Genomic DNA, 18,053 nt, shown 5'->3' with positions numbered 1-18,053 from the left:
AATGACCAGTTATTTGGCGGTGGGCATGCTGAATTCGGGGCCTTTGGCAATGCTGTCAGGCCAGCGCTGCATCACGCTTTTGTAGCGGCTGTAGAAACGAATGCCTTCTTCGCCGTAAGCGTGGTGATCGCCGAACAACGAGCGCTTCCAGCCGCCGAACGAATGCCACGCCATCGGCACCGGAATCGGCACGTTGATGCCGACCATGCCGACCTTGATGGTGCGGGCAAACGCCCGGGCAATGCCGCCGTCGCTGGTGAAGCACGACACGCCGTTGCCGAATTCATGGGCGTTGATCAGCGCCACGGCACTGGCGAAATCCGGCACGCGAACGATGCCGAGCACCGGGCCGAAAATCTCTTGCTGATAGATGCTCATCTCGGTCGTGACGTTGTCGAACAGCGTCGCGCCAACGAAAAATCCGTTCTCGGCGCCGGGCACCTTGAAATGGCGACCATCGACGATCAACTGCGCGCCCTGAGCCACGCCTTGGTCAATAAAGCCTTCGACCTTGGCCTTGTGCTCAGCGGTGACCAGCGGCCCCATGTCGCTGTCGCCCTGCATGCCGTTGCCGACCTTCAATTGATCGATGCGCGGTAGCAATTTGGCAATCAACTGATCGCCGACATCGCCCACCGCCACCGCAATCGAAATCGCCATGCAACGTTCGCCGGCCGAGCCGTAAGCCGCGCCGATCAAGGCGTCGGCGGCCTGATCCAGATCCGCGTCGGGCATCACGATCATGTGGTTTTTTGCGCCACCCAGTGCTTGTACACGCTTACCGCGAGCGGTGGCTTGCTGGTGGATGTACTCGGCGATCGGCGTCGAGCCGACAAAGGAAATCGCTTCGATGTCCGGGTGCTGCAGCAACGCATCCACCGCGACTTTGTCGCCCTGGACCACGTTGAACACACCGTCCGGCAACCCGGCTTCGGTGAGCAAACGGGCCATGAGCAAACTGGCCGATGGATCGCGCTCGGACGGCTTGAGGATGAAGCAGTTCCCGGTAACCAGCGCCAGCGGGATCATCCACAGCGGCACCATCACCGGGAAGTTGAACGGCGTGACCCCGGCGCAAACACCCAGCGGCTGACGCAGGTTCCAGTTGTCGATGCCGCCACCAATGTTGTCGCTGAAATCGGTTTTCAGCAGGTTCGGCGCGCCGCAGGCGTATTCGACGATTTCAATGCCGCGCGTGACTTCGCCTTTGGCATCGGACAGTACTTTGCCGTGTTCACGGCTGATGATTTCCGCCAGTTCGTTGTGGTGGCGGTCGAGCAACTCCTTGAGCTTGAACATCACCCGGGAGCGCCGTAGGGAGGATTGCTCGGACCAGGCCGGAAAGGCTTTTAATGCCGAGGCAACGGCTTCGTCGACGGTTTTACCGGTCGCCAGACCGACCCGTGCCTGCACCGCGCCGGTGGCCGGGTTGAACACGTCGCTGAACCGCTCGCTGCCGCTGTCCTGCACCTGACCGTCGATGTAATGACCTAAAACCGGGGCGTTGCTCATTGTTTTTGTTCTCCGTGCAGATGTTGGAATTCAGGCTTTTGAGTTCAAAGATCAAGCAGCCAACTGTGCTGCGGATCGTTATGGAACTGCCAGACACGTTTCGGCCCGGCCATCACGTTCAGGTAATACGACTCGTAGCCGTAGGGCACGCTGACCGGGTGATACCCCTTGGGCACTACAACGAGGTCGCTGTTTTCCACGGCCATGGCCTGGTCGATGCTGCGGTCGTCGGTGTAGACGCGCTGGAACACAAAGCCCTGGGGCGGGTTGATCTGGTGGTAATAGGTTTCTTCGAGAAAGCTCTGGTGCGGCAGGTCGTCGGTGTCGTGCTTGTGCGGCGGGTAGCTCGACGAGTGCCCGGACGGCGTGCGCACTTCCACCACCAGCAGCGAATGGGCGGGCTCGGTGTCCGGCAGGATGTCGCACACGTAACGGGTGTTGGCTCCCTTGCCGCGCACACTGCGCTTCATGGTGTCGGGTTTGATCAGGCGCGGGCCGAGGTTGGCGGCGGTTGAACCTGGCGCGGCGCACACGGCGATTTGCACATCGCTGAGGGCGACCACTTGCGCCTGGCTGCCGGGCGGCAAGTATGCGGCGTAGGGGGATTTGTCTTCGAACACCGATTGGCGATCGCCTAGGTTGTCCCAGTCGAACGCGCCCTGCCCCGGCGCTTCGCCCTTGATGCTGACGCGGCCACTGAGCAGCACCAGGCACAGTTCTTTATCGCCAGCGCTGACGGGCAAGGTTTCACCGAGGCTCAAGCGATAGGCCGCGAAGCCGACGTATTCCAATTCACCTTTGCCCAGCTCGACCATGGTCCGGCCCCGGGCATTGCTTTTGACCAGCAGGCTCATCACTTAGTCCTCTCGTCGAGCAACGCACGCAAGGTATCGAAGCCTTTCTTGGCGTAGACATAACTCGGTGCCACCGCCGGGTCCTGCTCGGCCTCGACCACCAGCCAGCCGTGGTAATCGGCGGCCAGCAATACGTCGAGCAAGGCGCCGAAATCGATGTCGCCATCGCCGGGCACAGTGAGGGTGCCGTTGATGATGCAGTCCGGGAAGCTCCACAGGTTATTGCGCGCCAGTTGCACCACCGGTTTGCGCACGTCCTTGAAATGCACGTGGCAAATCCGTTCGATGTGTTTGCGCAGCACCTGCAACGGTTCGCCACCGCCCATGTAGCAATGGCCGGAATCGAACAGCAGACCGACTTCGCTGCCGGTCAACGCCATCAACTTGTCGATGTCCGCCGGCGATTCGACATAGGCGCCCATGTGATGGTGATACGCCAGGCGCACGCCTTGGGACAGGGTAAAACGCGCCAGTTCGGTAAGTTTGTCGGCGTATTCTTGCCAGGCCTGTTCCGTGTGGAAACGCGGGCGTTCCACCAGTGGAATGCGCTGGCCCTGGATGGAATCAGCGACTTCGCCGTAGACCAGCACTTTGGCGCCGTTCTTGGCCAGCAGCTCGACGTGGCTGCCGATGGCGTCAATTTCCTCGGCCACCGAACGGCGGGCCAGACGGCTGGAGTACCAGCCGGAGACCAGCGCCAGATCGTAAGGCCGCAGCACGTCACCGACGCCTTTGGCATCCTTGGGGAATTTACCGTTGAGTTCGAAACCTTCGTAGCCGATCTCTTTGCCTTCGCTTAACGCGGTGCTCAGCGGCGTCTCGCCACCGAGGGACGGCAAGTCGTCGTTGCTCCATGAAATCGGGTTGATGCCAATTCGGATAGCGGGCATGGCTGCACCTTTTATTGTTTTCTAAGTTTGCGTTGAGTCTGAGGCCGCCTTCGCGGGCAAGCCTCGCTCCTACGGGTTTGCGGTGATCTGTAGGAGCGAGGCTTGCCCGCGAAGAACGATAACGCGGTCCAACGTCAGGCGCGGGCGGTGCGCCAGGCATCGATCAACTCGACAAACGTGCCCTGTACCTGGCGGATCAGCGTTTCGTCGTCAATCTCCCCGGCCATCCACGCCCGGCTCGGCTCCTGGAAAATCGTGCGGCCCACGGCGAACCCGCGACAGGTCTGGCTCTGACTCGCCTGTTGAAAGCCTTCGGCCAACGCCGCCGCCGGGGCATTCAGGCCCAGCAACACGACCCCACGGCAGTACGGATCGCGCTCCTGGATCAGTTCGTCGAGCTGTTTCCATTCCTCGGCACTTTGCGCTTCGATCTTCCACCACGCCGGGTAGATGCCCAGGTTGTAAAGGCGTTTCAGCGCCCGATACAACACGTCCGGGTGCGCCGACGGGTGATCCTTGGGCGGGATGATTTCCAGCAGCAGTTCATGCCCGCTGACCTGGGACGCCTGGTACAAACCCTTGATCTGCGCTTCCTGCTCCAGGCGCAACAGCGGTTCGTCATCTGGGTGAAATTGCACCAGGCACTTGATGATTTGTTCTTGCGGCCAGGCAATCAGGTTGCTGCCAATGGAGCGCCCGTGTTCGAACGCCAATGGCCGCGAACCCTGGACTTCCACCGGCCGCGCCACCCACCAGCCACGACCGGTGGCGGCGTTCAGCGAGTCCTGGCCGAAACGTTGATCCGCCAGCAGCCCGACGTCGGCTTCGATGCCCTGCTTGTGTAAGTCGGCTTCGACCCGCTCCACGGCTTTAATAAAGAGTTGTTTGAGCTCGCCAATCGCGCTCAGCTCACGACCGCCCTTCTGCGCCAGTTCCACCAGTTGCCCGCGATGGTCGAAGGCGAAGATGAACAGTTGCTTCCACTGTTTGCGCGGCACGCTGACCTGATGCAGGCGCTGCAGCGTGGCGTCCTGATCCGGCCGGGTGATCGGCACCGGGCTATTGAACAGATAATCGAGTTCGGCGCGGGTCGGCATCGCCGGGGCGCAGGCATGGCGCGACACCACCAGACCACCGCAGGCATTGGCCAACTGGCAGCAGCGCTCGTCACTGGCGTCGTCCAGCCAACCGGCGAGGAAACCCGACATGAAGGCATCGCCGGCACCCAGCACGTTAAGCACTTCCACGCGCACGCCGGGGTAGATCGCGCCGTCTTCAAGCCGCACCGGGATCACCCCGTGAATCACCGTGCAACCTTGCGGGCCGAGTTTGACCACTAACGTCGCGTCACTCAGGCGCCGCACGTTGCGCAATGCGCTGAGCAGATCCTCGGCCCCTCCGGCAATTAAAAACTCTTCTTCGGTGCCGACGATCAGGTCAAAACGCGGGAGGATTTTCTGTACGTGCTCGCTGACATTCTGGTCGGCGACGAAACGGGTTTCACCATCAGCCTTGCCGGCCAAACCCCAGAGTACCGGGCGGTAGTCGATGTCCAGAACCCGTTTGACGTTGTGTTTCTCGGCGTAGTCCAGGGCCTGGATGCTCGCCTTGTACACGCCGTCGGTGGAGAAATGGGTGCCGGTGATCAGCAAGGCTTTGCTGGAGGCAATAAAGGCTTCGCTGATGTCTTCGGCCCGCAGCGCCATGTCGGCGCAGTTTTCGCGGTAGAACACCAACGGGAAGGTTTCGCGGTCCTTGAGACCCAGCAAGACCATGGCGGTCAGGCGCTCCGGATCGACCTTGATGCCGCTGACATCGCAACCTTCACGGGCCAGGGATTCGAGCAGGAAACGGCCCATGTGATCGTCGCCTACCCGGCTCAACATGGCCGACTTGAGGCCCAGGCGTGCAGTGCCGAACGCGATATTGGCGGACGATCCACCGAGGTATTTGGCGAAGCTTGAAACATCTTCCAACCGCGCGCCGACTTGCTGCGCATAGAGGTCGACGCCAAGGCGCCCCAGGCAAATCAGATCCAATTGACGCCCACTGGCAAAACGAGTCTGGCCCATGCTGGCTCCTGTTATTTTTATCAGCCTGCGTTCGGGACGATGGCCGTGCCGAACACTCTTGGTGGATGCAGACTAAATCGTCCCGGGCCGAATAATCAATAATTATTCTATAAATTTTTTACGTGGAATATTTTTTCCAATAAACTCTGAACAAGCGTTCCAGACCCAGTGCATCGTTTCAGCAGGCCCCGCGCCGACGGCAAGCTCAAGATTTTATTCCGGCCTACCCTGTAGACTGCGCACAGCCAACCTATTGTCAGGGGATGACCGATTCGTCATTCCTATAAGAACAAGCCAGAAGGATCCTTTATGTCCCGCACCGATCAGCCGGCGACCACCGAGAGCACGCCCGAGAGCGACCTCCCCAGCCCACCGATCAATGCCGAGCGTTTGCTGCAGCTGATCACCAATGAATACGAAAGCCTGCCGCGCCAGCTCAAACGCATCGCCAGCTACATGAGCCAGCAGAGCGACCGGATCATGGTCGACCGCATCAGCGACATCGCCCGCGAGTGCGAAGTGCACCCGTCGGCCATCGTGCGCTTCTCCCAGCGCTTTGGTTTCAGCGGGTTCAGCGAGATGCAGGCGTTGTTCCGCGAGGCGTACACGCACAAGACCACACCGGTGCAGAACTACCAGCAGCGCATTCGCAGCATGATCGCCAACAAGTCGCAGAAGGCCAGCGGCGGCGATCTGGCGCGCGAATGCATCGACGCCACGCTGTCGGGCATCGAACGCCTGGGCATGGAGCTCGACGATGTGGCCTTCGACAAGGCTGTGGACCTGGTGGTGAATGCCGACAACATCTACGTGGTCGGCGTGCGCCGCTCGTTCGCGGTGGCTGACTACCTGGTCTACAACCTGCAACACACCAACAAGCGCATTCACTTGGTTTCCGGGCTTGGCGGCAGTTATCGCGAGCAGATGCGCAGCGTGCGCGCCAATGACCTGGTGATTGCCATCAGCTTCACGCCCTACGGCAAGGAAACCCAGCACTGCCTGCGCATCGCCCAGCATCATCAGGCGAAGACTTTGATCATCACTGACAGCAACCTTTCGCCGCTGGCCAAACGGGCGAGCACGGTGTTGTTGGTGAATGAGGGGAGTTCGTTTGCGTTCAGGTCGTTGAGTGCGACGTTGTGCTTGTGTCAGGCGTTGTTTATTGCCGTGGCGTATCGGTTGGAATTGAAGGTGGATGAGATTCATGAGCAGGTGGGGTTTGAGGATTAGCGCGAGAGGGTTTACAGGTCGCGGCACCTCTGGCTAAGGTTGACCGCATCGCGAGCAAGCTTTGCTCCTACAGGGGAACGTTGATGAAACTGATCGGCATGCTGGATTCACCTTACGTGCGGCGTGTGGCGATTTCCGCCAGACACCTGGGCATTGAGCTGGAACACGACTCGGTGTCGGTGTTCCGGCATTTCGAGCAGTTCCAGCAGATCAACCCGGTGGTCAAGGCGCCGACGCTGGTGCTGGACGACGGTGAGGTGTTGATGGATTCGACGCTGATCATCGACTACCTCGAAGCCCTCGCCGGCCCGTCGAAAAGCCTGATGCCGAGCGATTTGCAGCAGCGAGCGCGGGCGTTGCGGGTGATCGGGTTGGCGTTGGCGGCGTGCGAGAAGTCGGTGCAGCTTTACTACGAGCGCAACCTGCGCCCGCAAGACATTCAGTACCAGCCGTGGGTTGAGCGGGTTGAAGGTCAACTGGCAGCGGCGTATTCGGCACTGGAGCGGGAGTTGGTGAAGCGGCCGCTGGTGGGCGGCGCGTCGATTGCCCAGGACGGGATTACCGTTGCAGTTGCCTGGAGTTTCACCAACCTCGTGGTGCCGGATCAGGTCGATGCCTCGCGCTTCCCGCACATCGCTGAATTCACCGCCCAGGCGGAAAAGCTTGAGGCGTTCATCGCGACCCCGCTAACCTGAGCCGCCCTTCCCCACGGACTCACCCATGACCGCCGCTGAAACCTCCGCCCCGGCGTTGAAGGAAATCTTCAACGCCGAGCGCCTCAAGCACATTGCAACCGAAATGACAGCGGTTTACCCGGCGTTCAACGCCAAAGCCTTCCTGAAAATGGCCAATGAAGGCCTCGCTGACCTGTCGATCATGCAACGCATGGCGCGGGTCAGTGAGTGTCTGCATGCGGTGTTGCCATTGGGGTATGAAGAATCCCTCGACGTGCTGCGCGCCCTCGCCCTGCGCCTGAATAGCGGTTTTGTCAGCATTTCGTTGCCGCATTACGTGGCGATGTATGGCACGCACGACTTTGAGCAGTCGATGGAAGCGCTGAAGTTTTTCACCTCGTTCGGTTCTTCCGAATTCGCGATCCGGCATTTCCTGCGTAGCGACCTTGAGCGCTCGTTGGCGTTGATGCAGGTGTGGTCACGGGATGAAAACGAACACGTGCGCAGGCTGGCCAGCGAAGGCAGCCGCCCGCGTTTGCCGTGGTCGTTTCGCCTGGAGCCGATTCAGGCTGACCCGTCGTTGGCAGCGGCGATCCTCGACAACCTCAAGGCTGATGAAAGCCTCTACGTGCGCAAGTCCGTGGCCAATCACCTCAACGACATCACCAAGGACCACCCGGAGTGGGTGCTTGACTTGATCGAGGGCTGGTCGCTGGAGAACAAGCACACCGCGTGGATTGCCAAGCATGCACTGCGCAGTTTGATCAAACAGGGCAATCAGCGGGCGTTGGCGATTATTGGGGCGAGTGGCAAGGCTGAGGTTGAGATTGTCGGGGTGAAGGTTGAGCCGGCGGTGATTCGGTTGGGGGAGAAAATCACCTTGTCGTTTACGGTGAAATCCACGGTGGCGACGAGTCAGCGGCTGGTGATTGATTACGCGATTGATTATGTGAAGGCCAATGGCGGGACGTCGGCGAAGGTGTTCAAGCTTAAGGCGTTGACCCTGCCCGGCCATGCCAGTGAATTCATCAGTCGAGGGCAGCAGATCAAGGAACTGACCACGCGCCGGCATTACGCGGGGGCGCATGCGGTGCACATCATGGTCAACGGCGAACGCCTCGCCAGTACCTCATTCGAAATCCTTCCCTGAACCACAAGTCCCCGGTAGGAGCTGCCGAAGGCTGCGATCTTTTGATCTTGTTTTTTAGAAGCAAAGTCAAAAGATCGCAGCCTTCGGCAGCTCCTACAGTGGCAACTGTTAGATTGCGTGAGGGAGCAAGCCCCCTCACTGCCCGGCGACTACCCAGGCTTGTGGTTATCCAGTACCCGATTGACCGCTAACTCACCCAACTTGATTACCTGTTGCAGCACCAGCATTGCCCAGCGCTAACCGAGCGAAAAACCGGGGCCTGTCCAACAGGCCTCCTCCTTAGTGTCTCAATCCCGAGAAGGTTGTCGTATCCAACGACACCCGAGAGGAACCGCCATGTCCGCCTCCAAAGAAAGTGCGCAGCGCAAGACGTATATAGAACGGCGATCCATCGATTACATCCCCGAATCGGAGCGCCATGGCCGACTGCTCAGCCAGTTCACGCTCTGGTTCGGTGCCAACCTGCAAGTCACCGCGATCGTCACCGGGGCGCTGGCCGTGGTGTTGGGCGGTGATGTGTTCTGGTCGCTGATCGGTCTGCTGATCGGGCAACTGCTGGGCGGCGCAATCATGGCGCTGCACGCGGCCCAAGGCCCGCAGCTGGGCCTGCCACAAATGATCTCCAGTCGTGTGCAATTCGGGGTCTACGGCGCCGTCATCCCCATCGTCCTGGTCTGCATGATGTATGTGGGGTTTTCGGCCAGCGGCTCGGTACTCGCCGGCCAAGCCATCAGCCAACTAGTCAACGTCAGTGACGCTACCGGCATTCTCATCTTCGCGGCGATGATCGTCGTGCTAACGGTGCTGGGCTATCGGACCATCCATTGGATCGGACGGTTGTCGAGTTTGATTGGCATGGTGTCATTCTTCTATCTGTTCTACCGATTACTGTCAGCCCATGACATCAGCGAGCTGCTCGGAAACCGACACTTTTCGCTGAGTAGTTTTCTGCTGGCGATCTCATTGTCGGCGTCTTGGCAGATCGCATTCGGCCCTTACGTAGCGGACTATTCGCGCTACCTGCCGCGAAAAACCTCTACCTGGAAGACCTTTCTCGCCGTGGGCCTGGGCTCGGTTATCGGCACACAAATCTCCATGGTCTTCGGTGTCTTCGTCGCGGCCCTGGCAGGTGATCAGTTTGCTGGCCACGAGGTTTCCTACATCGTCGGCATGGGTGCCAGCGGCATCGTGGCTTCCCTGCTGTTTTTCAGCATTGTGTTCGGTAAGGTGACGATCACCACTCTCAACGCTTACGGCAGCTTCATGTCGTTGGCGACGATCGTCAGCGGCTTTCGCGGGAACCAGGAAATTTCCAAAACCTTGCGCATGATCTACATCCTGGTCATGGTCGGGCTCGCGACGGCACTGGCACTTATGGGAAGGCACTCTTTCCTTCACGATTTTTCTGCCTTCATCCTGTTCCTGCTCGCCTTTTTCACCCCTTGGAGCGCCATCAACCTGGTGGACTTCTACCTGGTGACCAAGGAGCGCTATGACATACCCGCGCTCTCCGATCCGGATGGCCGCTATGGACGCTGGAATGTGCCGGGCATTGCGGTCTATGTCCTCGGCGTGCTGATACAGATGCCGTTCATTGCCACCAGTTTCTACACCGGTCCTTTGGTAGAAACCCTGGGCGGGACCGATATTTCATGGCTAATCGGGCTGACAGTACCTGCCCTGATTTACTACCTGGTGGCTCGCGGCTCGCGTCAACGGATTCCCGCACAACTGATTCTTCCGCAAGAAACCAGCCCGGCCTGATCCACCATCACCACAGGGCGGCCTGCCAGGGCCGCCACTGCTCATCTGACTGATCAACGCCGAATGATCGCTCGCTCATTTTTCCTCATTGATGGATCCACCATGCTTGCAGCCATCGCATCAGCCAATCCAACACTCAGCGCTCGCGACCGTCTTCTTGACGCCGCGATCGAGCTTTTCGCAACACGCGGCTTCCAGGCAATCGGCTTGCGCGATCTGGCAGGCCACGTGGGACTGCATGCAGGGTCCTTGTACCATCACATCGAAAACAAACAAGGCTTGCTGTTCGAACTCATTGAGTCAGCCTTGTCGGACTTGTTGGTCGATACCAAGCGCCGGATGAAAGGCGCCAGGACCGCCTCTGAACGTGTACGCCGCTTTGTCCACGCCTTCGTCACCTTTAATCTGAATGAAAAGCACCGAATGGTCCTGGTAACCCGCGAGTTTGTGAATCTCAACGAAGAACACAAGTACCAGGCTAATCAACTGATAAATGCCTACAGGTCTCTGTTGAGCGCAATTATCGCCGATGAGTACGAGGAGAAAGGCAAGCTCGATGGTGAGATCGGCCTGATCACCAATACAGCCATTGGAATGCTGTACGGCCAGTCACAGTGGAACGATGTGGAGATAACCGAACAGCACCTGACAGAAGTACTCACAAGCTGTGTCATGTGCATTATCGCAAGTGGCAAGAAAGCTACGGACCAGACATGACTATCATGCATCGTCAACGACAAGTCATCATATGGCGTCCCCTACGCTGTCTCAGAGGCAGTTCATCAAGGCCGCTAGTTGCCGTTCGAAAAAGACAGTTATGGGTCGATTTCGGTCAGTCGCGACTGGCAGAAAACGGCCCAGGCTGTGTGAAAACGCATGCGCCATTTTGAAGTCTGCGTTGCTACGTAAAATCTGCCAGCGTTTGGTTAATCAGCAGGCCGTAAATTTGAGTAGGAACGCGATTTTCTTTGCAGTCCTGACTGTCAAACCTACTTCAAAACGTTTTCACACAGCCTGGACCAATAGCAGTCATTGGTTAACGATGCGGTTTACTGGGCGTTTTGGGGGGATTTGCGTCGACTGCTATACCTGCATCGACGCTTCGCGGCCCATTCAATGTGGGGCGAGGGATAGTCTTGAGCAAGTCTTCGGGGCCGATGTGGCCGACGATCTGCACTACCGTGCTGCCCGGTGGCGGCCGCTCGCGAAGCAGGTCCGCCGGATAAGTCTGCGGACTCAGCCCTTGGTCGCCATCGCGGTGACTTCCACGCCTTGCCTTCGACCGCCAAGGCGGCCACGCCAACGGCCAGGTTTTGATTAAGAAGCGCTGGTAGACCTTCGTTGAAGGCGGCACGGTCGGCCATGTCGGTGAGGTAGATGGTCAAATGCAGGACCCGGTCCATGGAACTGCCGGCGCGCCCCAGCTCTATCTTGAGTGCCTGCAGGGTGCACTCGCTGTGCTCGACGATGCACTGCCGTCGGGCGGGAGGGGATCTGATTGGAGACCAGCAGACCGCCGAAATCGGTGACGTCGGAGGAGATGGATTCCGGGGCGGGGTCTGGGAGGAAGGTAAGGTCGTGGTTTGTCATGAGGATCTCTTGCTTGAGGTGGTAATGGGGCGGCCGGCCCGACATCCTCAACGTGCCGGTCAGCCACGCCCGCCGGGCATTCAATAAAGCGCCGCCTTCTGCACGGCCAGTTTATAGCCCCATCGCCGCACCGTCCGTGAATTAGCTCGAGAATCCCGAAGGCAGATGGGCGCTCCCCGCGGCATGCCAACTTTTCGGGGATTTATCCACGCCGTAAATCTCGCGAGCCTTACCCCTCTCCGCTAATCACTCCTGCTTATATAAGTGCACGGCGCACATTACGTATCTCGTTTCATATTTGAAACAAATCCGTCACTTCCCCGCGTTCGGCGTTACCTGACAAAGCACCTCCTTCTCGCAATCCGCCGAGCCTCGCACAATCGATGTGCAATTTCGTGCCATACAAGAAACCTTGTTTCGTATGTGAAACACGCCAAAAACCTTATAAAACTCGCAACTCATTAATAAACAAAGTTTTTAAAACAGAAAATCAACCTGGCACCGGGGTGGCATTGTTCATGCACTAACCACCGTATCACCTATAAAACAGACCAGAGACCCTTCCCAATGGCTGTGAACGAGATGTACGCCATCGCCCCTCAATGGAATAAACCCGCTCCCAAGGAAGATCTGGAGCCCATCGAAATTGAATTTCGCAATGTCGGTAAATGTTTCCCGGCCAAAGGAAAATCCGAAGCGCCGTTTGCCATTCGCGAAGTCAATTTCAAGATTCGCCGCGGTGAAGTGGTGTCGATCATCGGCCCTTCCGGTTGCGGCAAAAGCACCATCCTGAACATGGGCTCCGGCCTCTATCGACCTTCCGAAGGTGAAGTGTTCGTCGGCGGTGAAGCGGTGACAGGTCCGGTTCGCCAAGTCGCTTTCATGTTGCAAAAAGACCTGCTGATGCCATGGCGCAGCATTCGTCGCAATGTCGAACTGGGCCTGGAAATTCAAGGTGTACCGGCCGCCAAGCGTCAGGCCGTGGCCAAAGATCTGCTCGATCGTTGCCACCTGCAAGGCTTTGCCGACCACTACCCGTTCCAGCTGTCGGGTGGCATGCGTCAGCGTGCAGCCCTGGCTCGTACCTTGGCCATCGACCCGCAGGTGCTGTTCCTCGACGAGCCGTTCTCGGCCCTGGATGCGCAGACCAAGATGATCCTGCAGCAGGACATGGCGCGGATGCTGTTCGATGAAAAGAAAACCGCCCTGTTCATTACCCATGACCTGATCGAAGCCATCGCCATGTCCGACCGGCTGCTGGTCATGAGCGCCCGCCCCGGCACCATCATCGAAGAAATCACCGTCGACTTGCCGTTTCGCGACAACCCGCTGGAGCGCCGCAAGCTGCCGGAAATCGGTCCGTTGGCCGGTCGCCTGATGGAATTGCTGAAAGTCGGCGAAGACACCGAACTGCATTGATCAACGCCCTTGCGGCCATCAACCGATTCAGGAGTACGCATGTTCAAGTCTCTGTTTCAACGCTTCAGCCAGGCCACCGGCATTGCGCTCGGCCTGGGCATGGCCTTCGCCGCGCAGGCGCAGCCCACCGACGTAACCTACTTGTTGCCGGCGCCGCCGAACTCGCCGGCGTTCGCCCCGTGGATCATCGCCCAGCAAAAGGGTTACTACGCCGCCCAGAACCTGAACATGACCTTCATCGCGGCCAAGGGCGGTGTGGACGTGGCGAAGCAGATCGGTGCCGGTAACGCCATGCTCGGCGGTGCCCTGGGTGATACCCCGATTGTGGTGCGGGCCAACGGTATTCCGGTGCGATCCGTCGCTGTGTTGGGCGCCGGCGGTGTGACCATGATTGCCACCAATGCCGCCGAAAATATCAATTCGATCACCGACCTCAAGGGCAAGACCATGACGGTCATGTCCTACTCGGACACCACCTACTACGCCTTGCTCGCCTCCCTTCGCAAAGCAGGCCTGAGCAAAACCGACGTGAACATCCAGGCTGCCGGCCCGTCGGGCGTCTGGCAGTTGTTCTCGGCTGACAAAGCCCAGGCGATGGCGGGCGTACCGGACTGGGTGGTCAACGCCGAAGAAGCCGGTGTGAAGATCAAACTGATCCCGCAATCGCAAATTTTCGAAAGCATGGCCCAGGCGATTCTCGCGTCGGACGACGCCATCAAGACGCACCCGGAGATTGTTCGCGGCGTGGTCCAGGCCACCCTGCAAGGCATGCGCGACATCATCCAGGACCCGCGCGCCGCTGCGGTCACCTTCGCCAAAACCGTGCCCGCCTACGCCGGCAAGGAAGATTCGCTGGAGAAGGTCTTCAAGCTTTACGTCGAACACGTCTACGCCAACCAAACCGTACTGGGTCGCATCGATCCGGCGCGGCTGGAAGCGGTGCGCACGTTCTATGTCAGCGAAGGCATCGTCACCCAGGAACCGAAGCTCGACGACCTGTACACCAACCAGTTCATCGACACCCAAACAGCTGCGCAATAACGGCGAGTGACAACAAGGTAACGACACGATGAAAAACCTCAATAACTCCATGCTCGGCAGCGTTGCCCTGCTGATCCTGTTCCTGGTGCTCTGGCAATGGGGCCCGGGACTGCTCGGCATGCCCGAATTCGTCATGCCGCACCTGAGCCGCGTGGCCCAGGAAAGTGTGGTGATGTGGCAAACCGGCGGCCTGCTGCAACATACCTTGATCACCGCATTCGAGATCATCGTCGGCTTCGGCCTGGGCGCTCTGCTCGGTGTGGCGATCGGTGTTTCGCTCGGGCTCTCGCCCGCTGCCGAAGCCATGCTGTCGCCTTACATTCTGGCCCTGCAAATCGCCCCGAAAGTCGCCTTCGCCCCGCTGTTCGTGATGTGGCTGGGCTACACGATTTACCCGAAGATCCTGATCGCCATCCTGATTGTGTTCTTCCCGGTGATGATCAACGTGCTGTCGGCCATCCGCACCGTTGACCCGGACATGATCAACCTCGTCCGGACCATGAACGCCAGCCGCTGGCAGATCTTCCGCCTGGTGGAGTTCCCATCGGCCATGGCCGCGCTGTTCTCGGGCTTGCGCATTGCCTCGACCCTGGCGGTGATCGGCGTCACCGTCGGTGAGCTGGTCGGCGGCAACCAGGGCCTGGGCTTCCTGCTGGTCGATGCTGAAGGTCAGGGCAACACCGCGGGCGTATTCGTCGCGATTGTGATGCTCACGCTGATCGGAGTGCTCTCTTACGGCGCGGTGGTCTGGGCCGAAAAACGCGTTCTGCATTACATGCCCAAAGCCATGCTGAGTACGCAATGATGACGGCCCTCAATCGTTTGCTCGAAGGCCGCCGGATCCTGGTCACCGGGGGCGCCCGCGGATTGGGTTATGCCTTTGCCCAGGCCATCGGCCGCGCCGGTGCCCACGTGGTGATCGCCGACATTCTTGCCGAGCGCGTCCAGCAATCGGCCACTGAACTCGTCGCCGAAGGCCTGACGGTGCATGGCGTGACGGTTGATCTGGCGCAACCCGATTCGATCGATGCCTGCGTGGCTGAAGCCACCCGCTTGCTCGGCGGCCTCGACGGTCTGGTGAACAACGCTTCAATCACCAATTCCGGTGGCAAAACCTGCGAAGAGCTAAGCCTCGATACCTGGAATCAGGTCATGCAAGTCAACGTGCGCGGCACCTGGCTGATGACCAAAGCGTGTCTGCCGGCCCTGCGCGCCAGCGGTCGTGGCGCCATCGTCAACCTGGCGTCGGACACGCCGCTGTGGGGTGCGCCCAACCTGCTGGCCTATGTCGCCAGCAAGGGCGCAATCATCGCGATGACCCGCAGCCTGGCCCGCGAACTGGGCACCGACAACATCACGGTCAACGCCATCGCGCCCGGCCTGGTGCTGGTCGAAGCGACCGCCTACGTGCCCGAAGCACGTCACCGTTTGTACAACGACCACCGGGCCATTCAACGCCCGCAACTTCCCGAAGACGTCAGCGGCGCCGTGCTGTTCGCGCTGTCCGACCTCGCCCGCTTCATCACTGGACAAACCTTGCCGGTCAACGGCGGGTTCGTCATGCCTTGATCAGGAGACAGCCATGACCGATCTATCCGCACACTCGTCATCACAGCAAGACACCCCGAAAAGCTGGGAACAGCCGGCCGGCAGCGATCTCGAAAGCTGGATGAAAACCCGCATCGCTCGCTACGACACGCGCAAGTACGACTGGAACGCGCTGAAGTTCCAGGCCGACTACGACCCGAAGTTCCGTCGTGCGCAAATGCGCTACATCGGCACCGGCGGCACCGGCGTGAGCACCGACATGAACACCATCCCGTCGGAGAACTTCACGTTCTCCACCATGGTGATTCCGGCCGGTCACGAAGGTCCGCCGCACCTGCACACCGACGTTGAAGAAGTGTTCTTTGTGCTGCGCGGCAAACTCAAAGTGGTGATCGAGAAGGACGGCGAGCGTTTCGAAACCATCCTCACCGACCGCGACGTGATTTCCGTGCCGCCCGGCGTGTACCGCGAAGAGATCAACATCGGCGATGAAGACGCGCTGATGTGCGTGATGCTCGGCGCGAAAAAACCGCTGACCCCGACCTACCCGCCAGAACACCCTCTGGCCTCGATCAAGCGCGGATAAGACCATGTCGTACGCCATCGATAATCTCGTCCCGCCGCTCACGGCTGACCTCCAGGCACAACTGGCCCTGAACTTTCCGGTGCGCACGCTGGAGATCGCCGGCGGTCGCCAGGCCTTTCGCGAATGCGGGGCCGGGCCGGCCATTGTGTTGTTGCACGGGATCGGCTCGGGCTCGGCGTCGTGGTTAGAGGTGGCGCAGGAGCTTGGCCAGAGCGCCCGGGTGATTGCCTGGGACGCGCCCGGCTACGGTGATTCCACGCCGCTGAGATCGCTGGCCCCCGACGCTTCGGACTACGCCGAACGACTGCTGCAACTGCTCGACGCACTGGGCATCCAGCGCTGTGTGCTGGTGGGTCATTCCCTGGGCGCGATTACCGCCACAGCGTTTGCCAGCGGCGTGCAGCAGCAACGGATCAGCCGGCTGGTCTTGATCAGCCCGGCCCAAGGCTATGGCCATCCATCACGCGCGTTGCAGCGTCAGGAAGTGCGCAACAAACGCCTGCGTGCCCTGGAACAACTGAGCATTCAGCAGATGGCCGAGCAACGCAGTCCCTACATGCTTTCACCCGCCGCCAGCCCGAAAGCACTGGCCTGGGTGCGATGGAACATGGCGCGACTCAATCCCGATGGCTATCGCCAGGCCATTGAACTTCTGTGCAGCGATGACCTGCTGCGGCACCCACCGCTGTCGATGCCTTGCGAAGTGCATTGCGGCGAAGCCGACGGCATCACGGCGCCCGAAAGCTGCCTGACCCTGGCCAAGGCGTTGGGCGCCACGTTCAACCTGATTGCCGATGCCGGGCATGCCAGCCCTATTGAACAACCTTATGTCGTGGCGGGCCGTCTGGCCTTTGCCATTAAAGAATCCCTGACAGGTGCATCTCTATGAACGATTCAGATCTGCTGAAGGACGCTCAGGACAAATACATCGTGCCGGGCCTGGAGCGCGGCCTGCTGCTGCTCTGCGAATTCAGCCGGCGCAATCGCACGCTGACCGCGCCGGAACTGGCCCGGCGTCTGGCACTGCCACGCTCGACCATATTCCGTCTGCTGACGACCCTGGAAACCATGGGCTTCGTCACCCGCAGCGGCAATGAATACCGCCTGGGCATGTCGGTGCTGCGCCTGGGCTTTGAATACCTGGCTTCGCTGGAGCTGACCGAACTGGGTCAGCCGCTGCTGGCTCGTTTGTGCGACCGCCTCAACTACCCGAGCAACCTGGTGGTGCGCGATGGTCGTTCGATCGTTTACGTGGCCAAGGTCTCGCCGCCGTCGGTGTTCTCCAGCGCGGTCAACGTCGGCACTCGCCTGCCCGCCCACGCCACTGTCCTCGGGCGCATTCTGCTCGAAGACCTGTCGCTGGCCGAGTTGCGTGAGCTGTACCCGGAAGAACACCTGGAGCAGTTCTCGCCGTGCACGCCGAAAACCGTGATGGAACTGTTCGACCTGGTTCAGGCGGACCGACAGCGCGGGTTCGTCAGCAGCGAAGGCTTCTTCGAGTCAACGATCTCGACCGTCGCCGCCCCGGTGCGCGATGAGACAAGCAGGATCGTCGCGGCGCTGGGCGTCACGATCCCGACCGCACAGATCGCTCACGTCAACTTCAACGAGTTGCTGCTGCAAGTGCGCCGTAGCGCCGACGAACTGTCGCGACTGCTCAACTACAACAGCGCTGCTGCCCATGACGGTCAGCACCGCGTCACTGCATTGATGAGGGATTGAG

16 protein-coding genes are annotated in these 18,053 nt (G+C 59.9%); 12 read left to right on the top strand and 4 right to left on the bottom strand.

Translation table 11 applies throughout. The features are described from left to right. Positions 1-9 precede the first annotated feature (9 nt). The 4 genes from V5E99_RS20095 to V5E99_RS20080 all read right to left on the bottom strand — a co-directional run bounded on the left by V5E99_RS20095 (position 10) and on the right by V5E99_RS20080 (position 5,328). Positions 10-1,512: a CoA-acylating methylmalonate-semialdehyde dehydrogenase gene (locus tag V5E99_RS20095; protein ID WP_499803999.1), complete on the bottom strand. Its 1,503-nt coding sequence runs from the start codon at positions 1,510-1,512 to the stop codon at positions 10-12. A gap of 44 nt (positions 1,513-1,556) precedes the next feature. After that, on the bottom strand, positions 1,557-2,366 hold the full coding sequence (gene iolB / locus V5E99_RS20090; RefSeq protein WP_499803998.1) for a 5-deoxy-glucuronate isomerase: 810 nt from the start codon (positions 2,364-2,366) through the stop codon (positions 1,557-1,559). Further along, the gene (gene iolE / locus V5E99_RS20085; protein WP_499803997.1) at positions 2,366-3,256 is read right to left on the bottom strand and encodes a myo-inosose-2 dehydratase; all 891 of its coding nucleotides are present in this window, start codon (positions 3,254-3,256) and stop codon (positions 2,366-2,368) included. The genes iolB and iolE overlap by 1 nt, the downstream gene beginning before the upstream one ends. A gap of 134 nt (positions 3,257-3,390) precedes the next feature. Then, a complete protein-coding gene (locus V5E99_RS20080; protein ID WP_499803996.1) occupies positions 3,391-5,328 on the bottom strand; it encodes a bifunctional 5-dehydro-2-deoxygluconokinase/5-dehydro-2-deoxyphosphogluconate aldolase in 1,938 nt (645 codons plus the stop codon). A 309-nt stretch (positions 5,329-5,637) separates the two neighbouring features. Between V5E99_RS20080 and V5E99_RS20075 the strand changes: the two genes are divergently transcribed. From V5E99_RS20075 to V5E99_RS20020, 12 genes are all read left to right on the top strand, one after another. Beyond that, entirely contained in the window at positions 5,638-6,558 is a 921-nt protein-coding gene (locus V5E99_RS20075; protein WP_499803995.1) for a MurR/RpiR family transcriptional regulator, read from the top strand. Positions 6,559-6,641: 83 nt separating this feature from the next. Then, positions 6,642-7,253: a glutathione S-transferase gene (locus V5E99_RS20070; RefSeq protein WP_499803994.1), complete on the top strand. Its 612-nt coding sequence runs from the start codon at positions 6,642-6,644 to the stop codon at positions 7,251-7,253. A gap of 25 nt (positions 7,254-7,278) precedes the next feature. After that, entirely contained in the window at positions 7,279-8,382 is a 1,104-nt protein-coding gene (locus V5E99_RS20065; protein ID WP_499803993.1) for a DNA alkylation repair protein, read from the top strand. A gap of 336 nt (positions 8,383-8,718) precedes the next feature. Further along, the gene (locus V5E99_RS20060) at positions 8,719-10,146 is read left to right on the top strand and encodes a purine-cytosine permease family protein (RefSeq protein WP_499803992.1); all 1,428 of its coding nucleotides are present in this window, start codon (positions 8,719-8,721) and stop codon (positions 10,144-10,146) included. 102 nt (positions 10,147-10,248) lie between these two features. After that, positions 10,249-10,863: a TetR/AcrR family transcriptional regulator gene (locus V5E99_RS20055; RefSeq protein ID WP_499803991.1), complete on the top strand. Its 615-nt coding sequence runs from the start codon at positions 10,249-10,251 to the stop codon at positions 10,861-10,863. Between the two features lie 1,440 nt (positions 10,864-12,303). Continuing rightward, positions 12,304-13,155 (top strand): ABC transporter ATP-binding protein, encoded by an 852-nt coding sequence (locus V5E99_RS20050; protein ID WP_499803990.1) that lies wholly within the window; start codon positions 12,304-12,306, stop codon positions 13,153-13,155. A gap of 39 nt (positions 13,156-13,194) precedes the next feature. Further along, positions 13,195-14,196 carry an ABC transporter substrate-binding protein gene (locus V5E99_RS20045; RefSeq protein ID WP_499803989.1) on the top strand — a complete coding sequence of 334 codons (1,002 nt, stop codon included), beginning with the start codon at positions 13,195-13,197 and terminating at the stop codon, positions 14,194-14,196. Between the two features lie 28 nt (positions 14,197-14,224). Beyond that, positions 14,225-15,001, top strand: coding sequence for an ABC transporter permease (locus V5E99_RS20040; RefSeq protein ID WP_027923579.1), 777 nt, complete (start codon positions 14,225-14,227; stop codon positions 14,999-15,001). Beyond that, positions 15,001-15,765, top strand: a complete 765-nt coding sequence (locus V5E99_RS20035) for an SDR family oxidoreductase (RefSeq protein ID WP_499803988.1) — start codon at positions 15,001-15,003, stop codon at positions 15,763-15,765. Before V5E99_RS20040 ends, V5E99_RS20035 begins: the two co-directional genes overlap by 1 nt. Positions 15,766-15,778: 13 nt before the next feature. Next, a complete protein-coding gene (locus V5E99_RS20030) occupies positions 15,779-16,330 on the top strand; it encodes a cupin domain-containing protein (protein WP_499803987.1) in 552 nt (183 codons plus the stop codon). Between the two features lie 4 nt (positions 16,331-16,334). Then, positions 16,335-17,219, top strand: coding sequence for an alpha/beta fold hydrolase (locus tag V5E99_RS20025; RefSeq protein ID WP_499803986.1), 885 nt, complete (start codon positions 16,335-16,337; stop codon positions 17,217-17,219). Then, positions 17,216-18,052 carry an IclR family transcriptional regulator gene (locus tag V5E99_RS20020; protein ID WP_082555898.1) on the top strand — a complete coding sequence of 279 codons (837 nt, stop codon included), beginning with the start codon at positions 17,216-17,218 and terminating at the stop codon, positions 18,050-18,052. Before V5E99_RS20025 ends, V5E99_RS20020 begins: the two co-directional genes overlap by 4 nt. Position 18,053: the final 1 nt, after the last annotated feature.

This window comes from Janthinobacterium sp. LPB2021202312-11-4 (assembly GCF_037049705.1).
In the GTDB taxonomy this organism is placed as follows: Bacteria; Pseudomonadota; Gammaproteobacteria; order Pseudomonadales; family Pseudomonadaceae; genus Aquipseudomonas.
Note: the sequence above shows the minus strand (reverse complement) of the source record. Positions and strands in the feature narration are given on the sequence as shown.